The following is an 18,600-nucleotide window of genomic DNA, read 5'->3' as shown; positions in this document are numbered from 1 at the left end:
GGTAATCTTTTGATTAGTAGCTGTTATGGATCCTAACAATTGTTAGTCGTAGAAATACTACACTTTTTGAAATTTCCGATCAGATGTTATTTTGTTATAGCATTTACTTCTATCTTTGGTGATATAGAAAAGAACCAATCAACAAATCACAAAATATTAACGATTAAAATTTACGATCATGGCAGAAAGAAATTCAAGAGGAATTTTAAAATTCAACAACGGAGAAGGGCAAAAATTATTAAAGCTTAATTACAACGTATCAAGAGCTACAGACGTTTCAGGACGTGTAGCATCTGATCCTTCCAACGCTCTTATCAAGATCACCGTAGAAGCTACAGAAAAATCTGATATTCTGGAAAGCCTTCTGAACGGAAAGTACAAGCCTACAGTGGGTGAAGTAACATTCAACAAATCTCACGAGGAAGGAACATTAACAACATTGAAATGGCAAAACGGGTATGTAATCCAGCATGAAGTAGACTTCGATGCAGTGGATGACAACAGTATGTACATCAGTTTTGTTATCAGTGCTGAGCAAATTGATCTAGGAAACTCTGCTTATGATGGCGCATGGCCTTCAGCATAAGAATCCGATTTCTTAAAATTAAATCAACATAAAACAGAATGGTATTCCGAGATGAAGAATATTATTCTGTTTTTTCGTCTCAAATCGTTTTTTGTCAGAATATTGAATATGCTGATGAACTTTCTCGTGAAATTCTCATGATTTTAAAGATTAAATTAATAGAAACAGGTTTTATGTTGCGATAAATTTATAATTTTATATAAAGGTTGTTTGTTTTTAGAGTTTTTATTCAAAAAAATAACAGCCCACCAAAACACTTTACATAATATGAATAATAATACCTCGAATTCCGAAAAGATTTCGGAGAATCATATTCCTGGAATCAACCGTGTGGTGAAGCTGGATATTGTGATTGAAGGCAAAATGATTAAGCATTTTAAGCATTTCCGCCTGGAGCAAAGTGTGAAGAAACACCATCATTTTGAACTTACATTAGCACATGATACCTTAGATGGAGTACAAAACCATGATTTGGAAGAGGCTCAGCAGTTTTTGGGAAAACGTTTAACTGTGGTTTTCAAATATAAAGATGTAGAAGGAAGTCCGGAAAGAACCTTTGTGGGCGTCATTACAAAAGTAGGTTTCAGTCAGGAAAATCATAGTCTTGGAAACATTGTTTTAAAAGGGTATAGTCCTACAATGCTATTGGATGCAGCTCCCCATACTCAAAGTTTTGGGGGAGATCAGCCTGTTAATATGGGAATCATTGCCACTAATGTCATTAAGCAAGGAATTGAAGGAAGTAAATTTGATGTGAAAATTAATGCTAAGGCATCTTCTCAAATCCTTTATAGCTCTCAGTATAACGAAACCCATTACAATTATCTCTGTAGAATGGCAGAAGCGTATGGTGAACAGTTTTATTATGATGGTGAAGTTCTGCATTTCGGAAATATGCCGCCTCAGGATAAAGCCCTGGAACTGATCTACGGAAGCAATGTTTCCGATGTGAATGTTGAATTGAAAGCTGTTCATATTAAACCCAATTTTTACGGATATAACAGTAGTTCCAATGCCAAGCTTGCCTCTGGAGAAACACCAATTAAGCATGTAGGAAATCTTGCAAAAACAGCTTATAAGAATAACGATAAAATATTTAAAACCCCATCACTCCAAGTTGCTCCCATAAAAGCAGCAACTGATATGGATGTAGTGATTTCCCAAACCAGTACTGCAGGCAGTAAAGCAGTAGATGTATTTACCGTGTCTGGAGGTACAACGATTCCTTTTTTATACCCGGGATGCGTGGCTGATATCAATATGCGACAAACGGATAGCAATAAAACGTCTTATTTTACCAAGCTGATGATGACAGAGGTGATTCATGAAGTAGATGCATTGGGTCGCTATAAAGGAAGATTTGAAGCCATTGCCTCAGATACAGGATATATTCCGACGCCTGACTTTATTGTTCCCATTGCAGAACCACAGATTGCAACGGTAATATCCAATACAGATCCGTTGGCACAAGGTAGAATCACTGTAAGATTCGACTGGCAGCTGCATGATACGACTAACTTCATTCGCATGATGGCTCCTGATGCCGGAGGAACAGATCAGATTACCCAAAACAGAGGATATGTAGCCATACCGGAAGTAGGAGATCAGGTGATGGTAGGTTTTGTACATAATCATCCGGACCGTCCTTTTGTAATGGGGGGAATGTTTCATGGTGGAACGGCTCTTGGAGGCGGAGTGGATAATCACCTAAAATCTATACAAACCAGAAGCGGAATAAGGGTTTTAATGAATGATGCAGAAGGAAGTGTAACCATTATTGACCCAAGCGGCAATAATTATTTTATGGATGGAAAGGGAAATATTACCGTAACAGCCCCTAAAAATATGACTTTCAATGTAGGTGAAAACCTTGCCATTAATGTAGGGAATGATATGAAGACCAGTGTAGGAAATGACAACGCCATTAATATTATCAATAATCATAAGTTTACCTCAAAAAATTATAAGCAGACGGTTAACGAAAATAAAACGGTTAATATAACGGGCGACTTAAAAGAAACAACCTCTACCACCACTCACAAAGCTAAAAATGGGGATATCCTATTGCAAAGCTCCGGAGTAGCTAAAATGCTCGGTAAAATAGATGCCAAGGTGAATAAGGGATAAAATAAACACATAAAAATTAATTGCCTATTATTTTAAATAAATAGTTGCAATACATTCATAATGAATAAAATAATAAAATATCTATTAGGCTTTTTGTTCTTTACTCAGATCTCGTGTCAGGAAAAAAAAGACCAAAAAACAACTGAACCAATGACAAAATACGAATGGTCCGAAGGGAGATCTGCATCTTTGGGATATCCGATGGAGGTATATAAAGGAGGAATAGATTGTGAAGGAGGAGAATGGGTAAGTTTAGATGATGGAATGATTCCCGGAAATGATATCTGGGGAAGCGTCAATAATGGAATGTCAAAAGGTTTTAAAAGTCTTCCAACCCGTCTGGATTTTATCTGGATGTCTTATATGGAAAATCAGTTTTATCTTGTTGATACAGATATTGATACCAATAAAATTAAAGAATACTTCAGACAAGGATATGATGTAAAAGTAACGAATGGAAGCGGGGATATTGAGCATTTAAATTATAAAACCATTTGTGTAGGAATGGCTCCCGGAGGAGTAGTGGTGGTATGGGTTGAAGGTATTGGGGTTCAAAAAGAAATAGGCAGATACCAAGGAAAAAAAGTAACAATCCCTGAGTCTGAGATTGCAAAGTTAGACAGCCATCAGAATCGGTTTTGGAGAAAGGATTATCTGGATATGGTTCATACCCGTGATCAGATTATTCCTGCTAAAGTAAGAGAAGATAATAAAGGAAAACCAATTCCGCTTGGGCTTTGGGATACCTATAGAATACGATACAGCTGGAAACCGGTTTTTGAATTTCCGGATAAAGCTAAGTTGAACCCTTTGGCCAACGTAAAACTATCAACGGTTAATGGAGAAAAAGAACAGTTTGATACCGCCCAAACACCATTGTCCAAAAATGAACCAAGAGCAATACCTAGAAGAATGGTATTTGACTTTGTAGGGGCTGATGGTAAAGAATACGGAGCCAACTGTGACTTAAACGAGAAGTCAAGCTTTGAGGCATTTAAAACAGTATTCGGAGATAATCCCAATTCAACCAAAGCAGATATAATCATTAAAGTTAATGAGGCCAATAGTTATTTTACCATAAAACTGAAAGGTGAAAATGGTAAAGAAGCTTTTATAAAAGCTGATAAAATAGAGGTTTTTTAAATCAAATAGTATGGGAAAGACTTTTGTATATAACACAGGTAATGCAATACCTCCTATAGATGAATTCCATTTGGAAATAGGAGTCTTTTTCGATGGTACTTTAAATAATCTAAAGAATACAGAGCTGCGGGAGAGCTACAGAGACGGAAAGAATAAAATAGAAAGTACAGACTCTGTAGAAGTAATGAAGGCCAAAGAAAAAGCCATAAAAGCAACCAGGGAAAAGCAGGAAGAAGAATTCGATAATTTGGATGATAAGGATAATTCCGAATATGCCCAGTATCTAAGGTCTAGCCACAGAGGTTGGCTGGATAGCCAGGGGGTAGATAACAGCTTTAGTAATGATCACACCAATGTTGCACGCATGTACAAAAGTTGTGAGCAGAAAAAATATGGAGTCTATGTAGAAGGGATAGGTACCCTGAATAATAATAGAGATGTGGATGACGGATTTCAATACGGTTCCGGTAAATCCGGAGTAAGAGGCAAAGTAAGAATAGGCTGTGAACTGGTTGCAGATAGAATTAAAGATCTTTTGCTGGAAGTAAATACAAAGAAGAAGCTGACAAAAATTGTAATAGATACATTTGGTTTCAGTCGCGGTGCCGCTGCTGCAAGAAATTTCGCATATGAAATTAATGGAAACAAAAGAACACAGGATATTGAAATTAAAAAATCAAGAAAAGTAGTTGGATACAGAGAAAGTGGCTCCTACGGAAATGATGCATTGGTTGCAGAATATGAAGATACATGGCTGGATAAAGATAAAACAGAAGTAGATCCAAAGTATCTCGTGGACGGGAAACTTCCAAAATTTGGATTTTTAGGATATTATCTTTTAAGCAAAAAAATAGTTTCCGCTAAGCAATTGGATGATCTGGATCTGGAAGTTCGTTTCATAGGAGTATATGATACCGTTTCCTCTTATGAAGAATTTGGCGATATGGGTACAATGGAAAGAGTAGGCTATAGAGGGATATTGCACGCTTCCATAGGATCTCAATTTAATTTTGCAGATGATGTAGAGCAGCTGCAGCTAAGAAATCCAGGGCCATTCCGTAAAGCAGTTCACTTCACGGCAGAGAATGAACATCGTGAAAATTTCTCCCTCACAACATTTACAGCAAAAGGAGTAAAAGAGCCCAAAGATAATCCTCATGTTATTGAAAAGGAATTTCCGGGTGTTCATTGTGACATTGGAGGAGCCTACGAAAACGGAACAGAAACAGTAGATGAGATAGAGACATCCAATCATAAACCACTCTGGGCATTACAAAATAGAAGACAGCAACTGATTGATGAACATTGGTTCAAAGGCCCACAGATTACAATCAATAATACAGCCCTTAATATTTTAACGTTTGGGAGCGCATACCGCAAAATAAAAGGGGTAAGGTTTCTGAGAAAAGAATATAGCTATATCCCGCTTCATTTCATGGAGAAGCACGGAAAAGAAATTTATGACCATCAAATGGTTTCAAAAACAGAAAGCAGTTATTCTATAAACCACGATGAGAATTTGGTTGCGGCAAAAAATAGATTGAAACAATACGTTTTTGAAGGGGGAGAACCATGGACGTTTGTAAGTGATGAAGATATGAAGAAAGAAAAAGAAAGAATAATGGCTAATGAGCCTGTTCAGCATCCTACAACTACCATTGAAAACGGAGAAAAGATTACGAATATCCCTGCAGTGAACATTCATGTAGACAGATGGCAGGATTTATTAAGAACTTTAAGAAACGGATATCTTCACTGGTCTGCCAATAGAGACTGGATGGGAATGGATCCGAATAGTGATTATAAAAGAAAGGTATATTAAGAAGATGCCCAATATATTGCAGAACCTTCACCAGAAAAAATTTCGGTTGGAGACCATTGTAACAGAACAAAAAAATCCGTTTTATTCCAGTAAGAAAAGCTATGCAAGAGAAGTTGAGGTTTATTATTATGGAAAAGTAAAGGATGAACATGACTTTCAGGTTTTAGTCACCAATTTTGTTTTTTCTGAGGAAGAAGGCACAATGGATAAGTTTTTAAAAAAGATCAGTTATTTATTTGATGAAATAGAATGTAAAGTAGATGCAGAAGGAAATATTACTACGATAGATAATTTGCTTTTTTTGAAAGTAAGATGGGGTAAGATTCAGGCAGATTTGTCCGAAACCCATAAAGGAGAAGCTGTAGACCGCTATTTCAGTCAGATCAGTGATATATTGGAAGATCAAACGAAGCTGATCGATTTTTTGGGAAGCTATAACATGTTTGGACTGCTTTTTAATGGTTTGCTGGGGTCATTTGATACCAAAAGAAAAAGAGAATCTTCCGATGGATTTACAGAAATTATGACGCCTGTAAAAGACGGTGATAAAACGATTCTAAAAATCTCCGCAGAAAACCTGGACCAAACAGAGGCTGATGACTTCGGAGGATTATTTGTATGCCGTGGAGATCAGTTTGAAGAAGGATTTATAGAAATAAAAAAAGACAATTTCCATTTAAAACATTCATTATTATGGGTAGGTTAGATAACGAAGGAGGAGGAGCAGCCACTCAGAATCCAGATACAACTCAGGACAATGACCAGATGAAGGCGGATAACAGGCAGAAGATGGATGATAAACGTGCTGAAGACGAAAGAAAAGAAAAAGCTGAAGCCGGTTTGAAAGTTGTAATAGATACAGCAACCTTGGAGTGTACACAATGTACCAATCCCAAGGGAATCATGGTTGTGAATTATAATACCCCCACCATACAGGAAAAGAAAACCGCTACCGTAAAGGAAAAGGGCCCCAAGAGTCTTGTTTTTACAGGGAATTGTCTGAAAAGTCCTTATGCCAAGCTCCCTTGTGCAACAGTGATGAATGTAGGAGAGTGGAAAGGGGTAGGAACATACCAGTCTCAGGAACAGCTTGTCCTATTACAGCAAAGCACAATCCCCTGCATGTATGGAAATGTTGATATTAAAATTACAGACAGCGGACAAATTCATCAGCCGGAAAGCATTGAAGCCAAAGGAGCTCCGGTGCCGGAACAAAAAGACGACGGAAAATGTTTCTGTGACAGAGATATAACGTTAGATGAATTAAAATTAATAGTAAAGCAACTCAGAGCATCCGAAAAGAAAAAATCCACCGCAATATTTGCTGATGAAAACTGTCCCTTACCGGAAGCAGATTCTACCTATGAAAGGCTGCTTCAGGAAATAAATGCAATGTTTAATACCTACCATATCAATACCTGTATAAGGAAAATACATTTCTTCGCTCAATGTTACCATGAAACAGCCAGGTTGGGAACTACTTTGGAGTATGCAAGCGGCGTAGGGTATGACCCTGGGAATCATCCTGAATCAAAACAGCATGGGCATACTATTGTTGGAGATGGCCCTAGATATAAAGGAAGAGGAGCCATGCAGCTGACCTGGAGAGATCAACAAAAGGAATATTTCAGCTATGTAATTTCAAAAAAACCTCAATTGGTACAAGGAAAAAAAATAGATGATTTGTTTGATAGAAAAAAACAATATCAGGAAAAATACATCTATACCCGATATAAGCTTGATGAAAAAGGGCAGCCGCTGTTAGATAAAAAGAAAAAAAAGATAAAAGAAAAAGTAGTTGATCTAATTGATGTGGATGGAGCAGGGCTGCTAGCTAACAATCTATATTTTGCGATTGACTCAGCAGGATGGTTTTGGGATATCTATAAAACTGTAGAATATAGTGCAAAGGCCAATAAAACCAAATACAAGGAAATTTTACATAAAAATTTAAATGAAGTTTCCGATTATGGTGATAAATATCTCTCTATAATATCAAAATTCGTGAATGGTGGCGGGAATGGAATGGCGGAAAGAAACGTTTATTATAACGAACTAAAAACGAACGTATTTAAGTTTAACACAAAATGCATCAACCGTGATAAAATTAAAAAATAATATATTAAAGACAGTATCCGTTCTTTGCTTATTTTCTTTAAGCTTCCTATCGGCCCAATCCAATTATTATGATTTGGATAATGATAATCTCCAGGATCATGTGATGCTGGAAAATGGTTTGGTAACGGTTCATTTTGGGAACAAAAAGTCAGGAAGCTTTGAATTACCGGAAATTACTGCCCTTAATAATACAAGCATAGGGTATACAAATCCTTCAGAGCTTACAATATATTATGCGGGAGACCGCGGATTATACGGAACTGTAAATGTTTTCTATAAAAAAGAATGGTGTATAAAAAATATCAACTTCTATAATCCATGTCAGGAATGCGAAGATCAGAATTTTAAAATTCTGACAAAAAGCATTAACCTTCCAGTTAAAGATATAGATTCTGAGAAGCTGGAAATTGATTCAAAAGGATTTAAATCACTAACATTTTTTGATAATCAGGGAATACTCAAACCTTATAAAGACCTTAAGAAGCTTTATGCCGATTTATCTGGTTATTCTTTGCTTGCCAATCGTTTTAATGAAACAGTATTACTGAATTTTAAAAAGAAATTTTCTTTATCTCAAAGCAATCTGGATGACTATAATAACATAGCATTTGCCCTTTCAAAAAATGGAAATCAGAAAGTGGCTATTGAGCTTTTGAAACAGATTATTGCCAAATTTCCAGGCAGAACCGTTGCATATCTTAACCTTGCAGACAGTTATTGGAATATAGGTGAAAAAGATGAAGCAATAAATAACTATAAGGAATATGTCTCTTTAATGAAAACTCAAAAAAAGGAGCTTACAAAGATTCCCGGGTATGTTCATGCAAGAATAGAATCAAAATAAAATTTCTTCTAACTACAAACTCTCTTTTTCATGATATTGATTGCGTGCGGCTTTGTAAAGAATTTTAAAGGAATAATACGGTTCTCTATTATTTTGATAAGCGTTTTTTTCAATGCTCAGGAAGTGAAAATTTGGAATAATATATTAAAAACCAATATCATAATACATCAAAAAGTGACTGGTGATAGTGCCTCTTTATTCATCGATAAAAAAGAAAATAAATGGTTGGGTAAAAATGTAAATATTAAAACTGTTAATTATTGGAATAATGCCTCAATAGATATTTCTGCTGATTGCTGTAAGAAAAATGTACTCATTATTAAGCGAACCTTTTTAGGAAATAATATTGTAGGAGATCAACTTTACTTCAAAAAAAGCAAGAATATGTACTACTTTAAAACCCTTAAAGAGTTTGAACAGAAGCCAGAATAAAATGATAAAAAATGTCTTATTGACTTTTTTACTGTTAACGGCAAGCAATATTTTCTCACAAACTAAAAAGAAACTGCCTGTTCTGCCAATTTCCCAATCATATTCATTGGGTTTCAATACGTATGATAAAGAGTTTAAAATGTATCAAAACCCCTTTATTATGAACAATGGTAAAAAGTATAAGATACAGGGATATGGCAGTGCCAATTATTCGGAAGGGGAAATTCTGGAAATATCTCCCAACAAAAGATTTATTGTATTGGATCACATTTCAAAAGGCTATGCTGAGGATGGTATCAGTAGAAAGCTATATGAAAATTATATGTGTGTAATTGTTGATGTTTTCAAGAAAAAAGTAGTAAAGTATATGCAGGGAGATTGTAGTGGCAGTTGGAATAAGGATAATAGATGGATAAGTGGTGATACGGTTATTTTTTAAATGAATTTCATTTCAAATAATTCCACAATGACTTAAAATAGTAATTCTATCACTTCTAATGTTGATTGGTCCTAAAAGAAATACTCACTAATGAAAAAAATATTAACTAAATTAGTCTCAAAATATATATTCATTCTTTTTTATAATTGATGTGGGGTATGAAACTAAAATGTAAGGCTAAATATAAAATGATAAGATTTTTATTTAGTTTTGGCTCTCTTTTCCTGTTTATACAAGTCTCTTCTCAGACTAAGATGGATGTAAATAAGAGAAAATTATTCTATCAACAATACGATAATAAATCATATAATCCGGATAAACTGTTGGCGAGAGCAAAAAATATGCTTAAATACGCACAGAATGATTATGAAAAAGCCCTTGCTTACTCTAATTTGGGTGATTGCTTGTATGGGCAAGGAAATTATTTGGAATCTGTAAAAATTTTGCAAAAAGCAGATTCTCTTATTAAGAAGAGCGACTCTATCCAAAATCGAATAACGATATTATATTCACTTATAAATTCATACCGAAGAGCAGGACTAATAGTAGAATCAGAGGAAACGTGGGAATTGGTAAAAGAGCTTGATAAGGAATCAAGCCCATTTATTAAGACTGCAAATTTATTATATACTCAGGCAAAAATTTTTGATATTGATGACAATTTTTGTAAAGCAGCAGATAGCAGAAAAAAATATATTCATCATATCAGAAAAATACCAAGCACTATGCCTACTTTAGAGTATAAGAATATGTTCGATTTTGCAATGCTGGCGCAATTGTGTTATGAACAAATTAGATGTGGTAGAATTGATGAAGCTAAAGAAACTTTAGAAAAAACTGAAATTACTCTCAAAAGAATTAAAGATAAATCTCCTATAAATTTATATGAGTTTTATTTATTGGATAAAGCACTTATTAATGTCAAAGATAATAATTTGCCCGAGGCGAGAAAAAACTTTGATTTGGCTTATTCTCAGCCAAATATAGACAGAATTGTTATCAAAGAAATTCTAATGAATAGATTACAAGCCAATATAGATACACCCACAGAGCAATTAAAATTTTCGAAAATCATTTCTGATATTACCAATTCTCAAATTACAGTTACAAAGAATCTAACAATAGAAGAAACCACTAAAGATAAAAACAGTATAAAAGAAAAAAAAGAAAGTATAAAGCTAAATCTGATCATTTTTATTTTTATTACCATTGTATTAATCATCTGTGTTATTTTCTTTTTTAGGGTAAAAAATAAAAAAATAAAATCAAGATATCAAAAAATCATTAAGGAGCTTGAAAATCCGCTTTCAGAGTCTACTATTTTTTCAGAATCCCAAAAAAATGCAGGTGATTCCGCAAAGGACAAAATCTTAATAAGTGAGGAGACAGAAAGAGAAATTCTAAAAAGACTGGACACTTTTGAAAAGAAAAGACTTTATACAACTAAAGGAATTTCTGCTGCACAAATGTCTGTAATGCTCAAAACAAATACAAAGTATCTTAATTACATTATAAAAAAATATAGGAATTCGGATTTTTACAATTACATCAATACCCAACGAATCAATTATATTGCGAAAGAACTTCACGATAATCCTCACTTACTACAATATAAGATTTCTGTATTAGCTGATATGTGTGGCTACAATTCTCATAGCCAATTTGGGAGTATTTTTAAATCAATTAAGAATATTTCTCCCAGCCAGTATATTAGTTTTTTAACTTATGAACAGAAAAATAAATCTTAAGTTCACCAGAAAATATTTTTTAATCAAAATATCTATACCATCATTTTCAGTTTTTGCTGTTTAAGTGATGGCTTTGTCATGTTATTTTTTAACTCTTTCCAATTATAAATTTTAAGTTGATACTAAATTATGAGCATACTCATGATTCTAGCTGTTCTAAAATTCTAAATGTTCAATGATACTTTAAAAAAAACCATTATACAATTAAGTGATATTGATTATCAGTGTTTTAATGTGCGGTTAAACTATCTCAATTCCTGCTACTTTATAGTGTTTTTGTTTTCATTCTCTAATAACAATACTAGTTTTGCCTCGTGAAATTTTATAAGAAATGAACATCTTATATTGTATAACATTGCTATATCCCAACTAGGAATAGGATTGAATATCTACTCGAAAAACAAGGACGTTTGCAATGAGAAAAAGGATTAAACATACTTTTCGAATGCCTTAATAATATCATTTTAAAAACACTAATTAATATACAATAGAAATCAAAAAAATACAACTCTAGGGAATGAAAAAACACATTTACGGACTAATTATTTTCTGTCTTTTTAGTAAAAATATAAAGGCTCAAAACGGATATATTTATGTTCACAAAAAGGCTATAAGTGAAGTGGCCTCACTCAATTTTAATTTTAATTTAACTAATTCCGGAGGCAATTCTGTTGCCAATTTTACCCTTAATGATAAACCAGAGGGATTTAATTCATTTGATATAGGAAATAGTCATGATGCAGGAGAAGGGCAATTATGGACTGTTGTCAATAATAATAGTATTACACAAGAGGTACATACTGTTGCCGGAACAATTTATACGAGGCCGGTGGGCAGCTCTAATTGGCTTGGAACCTCAATTACTAATGCAAAATCTGTAGATGGAATAGGGCAGAATACTGCTGTATATTCCGATGCATCTGGTAATGTGGGATTGTACAATAATGGAAATTCTATTGTTATTTGGTCACCCGCTTCCCATTCTAATGTAGGAATTGTAGATGTTGCTTCTGGTGGACCTACAGGAATTATAGCCGTAGTGGGGGATAATGGAATGATCTACAAATACACAGGAGATGGAACTAATGACTCATGGATTGTATTTTCTAAAGTAACGAATAATGGGACTAGTCTTCCATTTCGATTAGATATACATCCAGGTACAGGAGATATTGTTTTTATAAAGAATAAAGGTGATGGGAATATTTACCGAATATCTTCTTCGGATCCCTCTTCAGCAGTACCGGTTCTCGTTACTAATGCACCTTCAGGTAATGCACCAGACAATGCACGTGATATTGCCGTTAGTAATAATGATAATGTGTATGCAAATTATGGTGTAACTATCTCTCGGTATACCAATGGTTCATGGACTACAAACCCAAAGTCAAGAAATTTATTTGGTCTTACGGCGGGGGTTAGTGATCAGGTTTGGTCAATTAATAAAAATAACTCCAACCTTATTCAACATACAATTTATACTAGAACATCCACAGGTGATTGGCTAGATGATGAAAGAGTAAGAACCAGTACAAATGGTAATTCTATCATGATTCCAGTTCCGGCAGGAGTTTATAACCTTTCTGAGATAGTTCCGTCGGGATGGAATAATAGTGATATCAAATTATATGATCCTACTAATAACAGTTCTGCAAATTTGGCGAGTTCCACCTCTACAATAAATGTTTCTGCCAATGAAGTGGTTAATATAGTTTATAGTAATGTTTTAGAAAACCCCATAGTAACACCTGCTGTTTGTGCTACAAACTATATCTTAACTTTTGGGCAAGGTGCTTCTACCTATGGAAATGCTGCACAGGGATTTACTTCATATCATTATTTTGCTAACGGACAAGTGGCTGATGGCTATTATACTTTAGCTAAAACAAGTGCAGGATGGTTTGCGGGTGGACCGGTGCCCCCTTTATTAAATCATACTCCTAATGATCCTAACGGTTACTTTGCACTTTTCAATGCTTCATATGCAACAGATGACTTCTTTAGGCAAACGGTTACAGGTTTATCTGTAGGTACAAAGTATGAATTTGCCTTTTGGGTGGCAGATCTAGGCCCGTCATTCTCCATACGTCCAAATGTTACAATGGGAATAGTAGATCCTAACAATGGAACTTTATTGGCTTCTATTAATACAGGAGATATTTCATCTACTATCTGGAAGAGGTATAGCTTTACATTTACTGCAACTTCTACAACCGGAGAAATATTTTTAAAGAATAACTCAGTTGGAGGTGATGGAAATGATATTGCCATTGATGATATCACTTTTGCACCGGCTCCTCCGGAAATACCCAACGTTGAAATGACAGGCGGGGTGACAACTATATGCAGCAATATGAGTAGTAATCCTACACAATATCAGTTTACAAATTCTCTGGCAGGAGGAGTTTGGAGTTCAGATAATCCCGGCTTAATTACAATTAACCCTAATACAGGGCTTGCTTCAGCCGTTTATGGAGCTTCTGGAACTGCAGAAATTATTTATAATCATACCAATGCAAGTGGCTGTGTCAGCGAATCAAAATTAGTCGTAAATGTAGGGAATTGCTCTTGCTATAATCCGGTGACAAATACAAATGCGGGCATAGATACAAAATTTGGTATAACTCTACAACAAAGGGCTGGTACCGATAATGGAAATTGGCCAATGGTCCGAAAATCAGCACATGCTGTTTTAGAATCTAATACCAAAGGTTTTGTGATGACGCGGGTTTCAACCACTGGATTATCTGCAATCATATCTCCACAAGAAGGGATGATGGTATATGATACTGCAGCAAAATGTTTGAAAATATATAGCGATGGAACTTGGAAATGTTTTTCTACTCCATCTTGTCCGTAATTATTATTCCTCTTTTAAATTTAAACCATTAGACATGAAAAAAATTATAACGCTAAGTGCAATATTTCTATATAAAATATTTTTTGCTCAAGTAATTTTTGGTGATGCAATAGGAACGGCATCTAATAAAACTTCCGTATTGCTAGAATTTGCAAACACAAATAATAAAGGTATTATCCTACCTTATGTAAAAAGCCTGCCCGGCGCAGCCACTCCTGGAACGATATTGCTGGATGCTTCCAACTCTTCAAAAGCAAGAATTAAATATTATAATGGGGCTTGGCAGGATCTAAGTGGAAAAGACGGTAACGTAGGAGCGGTTCTTACTCAACAAACAAATAATATCGAAAATACTAATGCGAAAGTTATTATTGGATCTAATACCAGTTCTGCAGATGGAGTATTAGTATTGGAGTCCGTAACAAAAGCGATGATTATACCTATTGTAAGCGATGTTAATAATATCCCCAGCCCCTCTCCTGGAATGATGGTGTATATTAATAAAGTTGGTGCTAAAAGATTAGCTTTTTTTAATGGCTCTATTTGGTCTTTCTGGGCATCAAATTAAGCTATTATAAGACTAATATCACTGTTGTTATTAAACAACAGTGATAAATGAAAAATCATTGCCTTCTTATTTTCCTCAAAATTAAAAAACACAATTTCAATATATATAGTAAATGAAGAAGGCAACATTTTTAATATCCTCCCAAAACCTAATAGAATTTTCATGAAATTTAATAACTATAACCATGCACGAACATTTTTAATAATAAATTGTTTTCTGCTCATTGTTACTTTTCTATATCTATTTTTTTTAATTGTTTTTTATAATATTTCTGAAATACTATTCATGATCATTTCTCTTACATTGATCATAATCTGGTTAATTAATAATTTGATTTTTACTAATAAAATTGAAATTGACAGCACGAGTGAAGTCCTTAGTATTATTATTTCTCATCCTTTTATGAAAAAGCATATCCATAACTCAAAGATGCTTACGGAATTTCCAAAACAAAGACTTGTTAAATACAAGATAAAGAGGACGCTATTTAAAACAAATCTTGAAATATCATTTAGACGAGGAGAGATGTACAAGTCTAGTTTCCATAACCAATCATTCAAATTTTATGGATTAAATAATGCTCAGCAGTTATGTTTAGAAAGAGAATTAACAAAGATTATAAATCAAAACAATGAGTTTATATAAAGACATACATATAGGGAATCTGATTAAAATAAGGGCCAATGAAGCGGATATAGATATTTTAAGAATTTGTAATTTTTTCAGCTTAAATGCTGTGGAAATTGAAAATATGTACAATCAACCATCTTTAGATTCAGAAATTCTTCTCAGATGGTCTAAGCTTCTCGAATACGATTTTTTCAGACTATATTCCCAACATCTTATATTATATTCTCCACCGGCTTCCTTTAAGCAAACTGAGATATCTGGTAAAAAGCATTCATTACCCATATTCAAGAAAAATATTTATACAAAAGAAGTTATAGATTTTCTTGTAGAACTTGTAGAGTCCGGAGATAAAACCATAAAACAGATAATAGAAGATTATAAAATTCCCAAAAGCACTTTACATAAATGGATAGACAAGTACAGAAAAAAATATTGAAACCTGATTACAAACGAATCTATAATGACTTGATTGATAGAAAGTATCCGGAGAAAAAAATGGAAGTTAAATCTATGCTGGAGAAGAAAACATTGTCTACTCTAGATATTATTAAATTAAACCAAAGAATATTTGGGGAAAAGGAAGATTGTATTTTGAATCAGAAACATCGGTCATATGATAAAAGAGCCATTTTAGAAATTCTCGATTACCAGAGGATAAATAAATTGAATAATAAACAAGTGGCATTAAAATTCAACATGAGCCGTAATACCATTGGAAAATGGAAAAAGATATTTTTATAAATTAATATTAACCTTTTCAATTCAGATTTAATTAATTCTCTAGAGAATTGAAATTTTAGAATAGAAGACTAGTAAAAAATAAAAACCTCTGAAAATTAAATGATTTCAGAGGTTTTTTTGTACCCAGGACCGGGATCGAACCGGTACTCCTAAGAACTGGTGTTTGAGACCAGCGCGTCTACCAATTCCGCCACCTGGGCTTGATGTTTACTCCAAACGTAGTGTTTGTTTCAAATTGGTGTGCAAATATAGGAACTTTTTTCAATGTTCAAAAGCTTTTCGAAGATTTTTTTTAAAAAACTATTTCCAAACCATCGTAGGCAAGATGCATTCCGGATGGAAGCTGCTTATCTTCAATATCATGCACTCCCAAGTGATGACTGATGTGGGTTAAAAATAATTTCTTGGGTTTTAACTCCTCAAACAATTTGATCACATCAGGGAGGATGAAATGAGCCGGATGCGGGTCAAATTTTCTAATACAGTTTAGAATTAAGACGTCCAGATTCTTCAGTTTTTCCTTTTCCGTATCAGAAATAAAGCCGGCATCTGTAATGTAGGCAAGTTTTTTAAACTTATATCCGAACACAGAAATTTTATAATGAATTACTTCAATAGGCGTAATCTCTGTATCCAAAACATGAAACGGCTTGTTTTCAATTTCGTGAAGTTCAAAGGCTGGTGCTCCGGGATATCTTACATCTGCAAAAGCGTAGGGAAAACGATTTTTTATTTCGTGGGCAACCCTCGAATAACAGTAGAGTGGAACATCTTTACCACTTTTAAAAATAAGCGGACGCATGTCATCCAGCCCAATCACATGATCATTATGTTCATGGGTAATGAGGGCAATATCTACATTATGTTCGTGATTGGTAAGCATTTGCTGCCTAAAATCCGGACCGCAATCTATAAGTATTTTTTTATTTTCCTCCGTAGTTACCATCACGGAAGAGCGTAAACGTTTGTCTTTGGGATTTTCCGAAGTACATACTTCACATGTGCAGCCTATAACGGGCACACCTTGCGAAGTACCAGTTCCTAAAAATTTCAACTTCATTTTGTTTTGAGGTTGGTTTAATTTTGGTAAATTTACAAAAAATTTCATGTCCTAATGTATCAGAAACTAACTCCTAAACAAAAAGCATTAACAATTAATCTAGATCCTACTATTTATGGTACTTTCGCAGAAATTGGAGCAGGGCAGGAGACTGTTCGTCACTTTTTTAGAGCAGGAGGGGCTTCCGGTACGATTGCTAAGGCAATGTCTGCTTATGACAAAGATTTTAGTGACGCCATCTACGGAAAGGAAGTAAAAAACAGGTATGTTACCCAAAACAGACTTCGTAAAATGCTTCGCTATGAAGTAGCATTAATTGAAGAAAGAATTTCAAGAGATAACAACCCTGATAGAAAATTCTTTTCCTATGCTAACACTGTGACTACCATTAATTTTGATAAGACAGTGAAAGGCCATGGCTGGGTGGGTATTCGTTTTCAAACAAAAGAAAATGAGGATTACAATGAGATTGTAATTCACGTAAAATTCAAAGAGAATGATGCTACCTTACAGCAGGAAACCTTAGGAAATTTGGGGGTAAACCTTATTTTCGGAGCTTTTAATTACTTTGATAATCCAAGAACATTAGTAGAATCTTTATACGATGATGTAGCAAAAGACAATCTTGAAATTGATATGATTGATTTCAGTGGTCCTGCTTTTGAGTATGTAGATAATAGGCTAATGTCCCTTCAGTTGGTGAAAAACGGAATGACTGATGCGGTGATCTTTAACTCTCAAGGAAGTAATATGCTTCCTGCGGACGTATTGTACAAAAAAAATATTTTTGCCGTAAGAGGAAGCTTCAGGCCCGTTACCAAAGTAAATATTGACATGCTTCGAAATGGAATGGATATGTTCTTTAAGGATGCCATCTGTACCCACGAAGAAACAGAGGTTCTTATTGAAATTACCATTTCCAACCTTAGAGCAGATGGGGATATTGATGAAAGAGATTTCCTGGACAGAGTAGATATTTTAGGAAAACTAGGATATACTGTTATTATTTCAAACTTCTCAGAATATTACAGACTTATCGATTATTTTGCCTCTTATACAAGTGGTGATATCGGAGTTGCAATGGGTGTAAATAACCTATTGATGGTATTTGATGAGAAATATTATAAAAACCTTTCAGGAGGAATCCTTGAAGCATTTGGTAAGTTTTTCAGAAACGGAATGAGAGTGTATCTGTATCCTTATAAAGATCCGGAAACGCACCAGTTATTAGACTCTTCTAATCTTAAAGTAGAAGAAAACCTAAAGGAGTTGTACAAATATTTCAAGCGTAATAATCGTATTGTTGATATTACCAACTATAACCCAGAGTTTTTGGAAATTTATTCAAGAGAAATACTAAGAAAAATAGCATGTTGCGTTAAAGGTTGGGAAACTCAGGTTCCGGACGGAGTGGCTGAAATGATTAAAGAGCGTGGAATGTTTGGATATAAAGAAGAACTTCCTTTAAAACAATTCTCTTAA

General features: G+C 34.3%; 16 protein-coding genes and 1 tRNA gene. 15 read left to right on the top strand and 2 right to left on the bottom strand.

The window, feature by feature from the left end; translation table 11 throughout:
• Positions 1-178: 178 nt before the first annotated feature.
• From tssD to C7D53_RS11340, 14 genes are all read left to right on the top strand, one after another.
• Positions 179-586 carry a type VI secretion system tube protein TssD gene (tssD, locus tag C7D53_RS11410; RefSeq protein ID WP_106916591.1) on the top strand — a complete coding sequence of 136 codons (408 nt, stop codon included), beginning with the start codon at positions 179-181 and terminating at the stop codon, positions 584-586.
• A gap of 267 nt (positions 587-853) precedes the next feature.
• Positions 854-2,713, top strand: a complete 1,860-nt coding sequence (locus C7D53_RS11405; RefSeq protein ID WP_106916590.1) for a type VI secretion system Vgr family protein — start codon at positions 854-856, stop codon at positions 2,711-2,713.
• A gap of 60 nt (positions 2,714-2,773) precedes the next feature.
• On the top strand, positions 2,774-3,856 hold the full coding sequence (locus C7D53_RS11400) for a DUF2931 family protein (protein ID WP_106916589.1): 1,083 nt from the start codon (positions 2,774-2,776) through the stop codon (positions 3,854-3,856).
• Positions 3,857-3,866: 10 nt separating this feature from the next.
• Positions 3,867-5,678, top strand: a complete 1,812-nt coding sequence (locus tag C7D53_RS11395; protein ID WP_106916588.1) for a phospholipase effector Tle1 domain-containing protein — start codon at positions 3,867-3,869, stop codon at positions 5,676-5,678.
• Positions 5,679-5,682: 4 nt separating this feature from the next.
• Positions 5,683-6,384, top strand: coding sequence for a hypothetical protein (locus tag C7D53_RS11390; protein WP_162926157.1), 702 nt, complete (start codon positions 5,683-5,685; stop codon positions 6,382-6,384).
• On the top strand, positions 6,372-7,796 hold the full coding sequence (locus C7D53_RS11385) for a PAAR-like protein (protein WP_106916586.1): 1,425 nt from the start codon (positions 6,372-6,374) through the stop codon (positions 7,794-7,796). Before C7D53_RS11390 ends, C7D53_RS11385 begins: the two co-directional genes overlap by 13 nt.
• Complete coding sequence (locus C7D53_RS11380) at positions 7,777-8,640, top strand: tetratricopeptide repeat protein (protein ID WP_228422294.1); 864 nt, start codon at positions 7,777-7,779, stop codon at positions 8,638-8,640. Before C7D53_RS11385 ends, C7D53_RS11380 begins: the two co-directional genes overlap by 20 nt.
• 123 nt (positions 8,641-8,763) lie before the next feature.
• Positions 8,764-9,072: a hypothetical protein gene (locus C7D53_RS11375; RefSeq protein ID WP_162926156.1), complete on the top strand. Its 309-nt coding sequence runs from the start codon at positions 8,764-8,766 to the stop codon at positions 9,070-9,072.
• Between the two features lie 19 nt (positions 9,073-9,091).
• A complete protein-coding gene (locus C7D53_RS11370; protein ID WP_162926155.1) occupies positions 9,092-9,511 on the top strand; it encodes a hypothetical protein in 420 nt (139 codons plus the stop codon).
• Positions 9,512-9,669: 158 nt separating this feature from the next.
• The gene (locus tag C7D53_RS11365) at positions 9,670-11,259 is read left to right on the top strand and encodes a helix-turn-helix domain-containing protein (RefSeq protein ID WP_162926154.1); all 1,590 of its coding nucleotides are present in this window, start codon (positions 9,670-9,672) and stop codon (positions 11,257-11,259) included.
• A gap of 517 nt (positions 11,260-11,776) precedes the next feature.
• On the top strand, positions 11,777-14,119 hold the full coding sequence (locus C7D53_RS11360) for a hypothetical protein (RefSeq protein ID WP_106916582.1): 2,343 nt from the start codon (positions 11,777-11,779) through the stop codon (positions 14,117-14,119).
• 34 nt (positions 14,120-14,153) lie between these two features.
• Complete coding sequence (locus tag C7D53_RS11355; protein ID WP_106916749.1) at positions 14,154-14,687, top strand: hypothetical protein; 534 nt, start codon at positions 14,154-14,156, stop codon at positions 14,685-14,687.
• A 631-nt stretch (positions 14,688-15,318) separates the two neighbouring features.
• Positions 15,319-15,753, top strand: a complete 435-nt coding sequence (locus C7D53_RS11345; protein ID WP_106916580.1) for a transposase — start codon at positions 15,319-15,321, stop codon at positions 15,751-15,753.
• A complete protein-coding gene (locus C7D53_RS11340) occupies positions 15,723-16,058 on the top strand; it encodes a transposase (protein ID WP_106916579.1) in 336 nt (111 codons plus the stop codon). Before C7D53_RS11345 ends, C7D53_RS11340 begins: the two co-directional genes overlap by 31 nt.
• Positions 16,059-16,178: 120 nt before the next feature.
• Here the strand turns inward: C7D53_RS11340 and C7D53_RS11335 are convergent.
• Together C7D53_RS11335 and C7D53_RS11330 are read right to left on the bottom strand one after the other, a co-directional pair.
• Positions 16,179-16,258: transfer RNA gene (locus tag C7D53_RS11335), tRNA-Leu, on the bottom strand.
• 92 nt (positions 16,259-16,350) lie between these two features.
• The gene (locus C7D53_RS11330) at positions 16,351-17,118 is read right to left on the bottom strand and encodes an MBL fold metallo-hydrolase (RefSeq protein WP_106916748.1); all 768 of its coding nucleotides are present in this window, start codon (positions 17,116-17,118) and stop codon (positions 16,351-16,353) included.
• 54 nt (positions 17,119-17,172) lie between these two features.
• On the opposite strand from C7D53_RS11330, the gene C7D53_RS11325 reads away from it, so the two are divergent.
• Positions 17,173-18,600: a nicotinate-nucleotide adenylyltransferase gene (locus C7D53_RS11325; protein ID WP_106916578.1), complete on the top strand. Its 1,428-nt coding sequence runs from the start codon at positions 17,173-17,175 to the stop codon at positions 18,598-18,600.

It is taken from the genome of Chryseobacterium aurantiacum (assembly GCF_003020585.1).
In the GTDB taxonomy this organism is placed as follows: domain Bacteria; phylum Bacteroidota; class Bacteroidia; order Flavobacteriales; family Weeksellaceae; genus Chryseobacterium; species Chryseobacterium aurantiacum.
This window is presented reverse-complemented; position numbering and strand designations above follow the sequence as displayed.

What these genes read in the sequence shown, in the direction of transcription:
- tssD (WP_106916591.1), top strand. Translation starts at nt 179, where the DNA reads ATGGCAGAAAGAAATTCAAGAGGAATTTTAAAATTCAACAACGGAGAA.
- C7D53_RS11405 (WP_106916590.1), top strand. Translation starts at nt 854, where the DNA reads ATGAATAATAATACCTCGAATTCCGAAAAGATTTCGGAGAATCATATT.
- C7D53_RS11400 (WP_106916589.1), top strand. Translation starts at nt 2,774, where the DNA reads ATGAATAAAATAATAAAATATCTATTAGGCTTTTTGTTCTTTACTCAG.
- C7D53_RS11395 (WP_106916588.1), top strand. Translation starts at nt 3,867, where the DNA reads ATGGGAAAGACTTTTGTATATAACACAGGTAATGCAATACCTCCTATA.
- C7D53_RS11390 (WP_162926157.1), top strand. Translation starts at nt 5,683, where the DNA reads ATGCCCAATATATTGCAGAACCTTCACCAGAAAAAATTTCGGTTGGAG.
- C7D53_RS11385 (WP_106916586.1), top strand. Translation starts at nt 6,372, where the DNA reads ATGGGTAGGTTAGATAACGAAGGAGGAGGAGCAGCCACTCAGAATCCA.
- C7D53_RS11365 (WP_162926154.1), top strand. Translation starts at nt 9,670, where the DNA reads ATGAAACTAAAATGTAAGGCTAAATATAAAATGATAAGATTTTTATTT.
- C7D53_RS11360 (WP_106916582.1), top strand. Translation starts at nt 11,777, where the DNA reads ATGAAAAAACACATTTACGGACTAATTATTTTCTGTCTTTTTAGTAAA.
- C7D53_RS11355 (WP_106916749.1), top strand. Translation starts at nt 14,154, where the DNA reads ATGAAAAAAATTATAACGCTAAGTGCAATATTTCTATATAAAATATTT.
- C7D53_RS11345 (WP_106916580.1), top strand. Translation starts at nt 15,319, where the DNA reads ATGAGTTTATATAAAGACATACATATAGGGAATCTGATTAAAATAAGG.
- C7D53_RS11340 (WP_106916579.1), top strand. Translation starts at nt 15,723, where the DNA reads ATGGATAGACAAGTACAGAAAAAAATATTGAAACCTGATTACAAACGA.
- C7D53_RS11330 (WP_106916748.1), bottom strand. Translation starts at nt 17,118, where the DNA reads ATGAAGTTGAAATTTTTAGGAACTGGTACTTCGCAAGGTGTGCCCGTT.
- C7D53_RS11325 (WP_106916578.1), top strand. Translation starts at nt 17,173, where the DNA reads ATGTATCAGAAACTAACTCCTAAACAAAAAGCATTAACAATTAATCTA.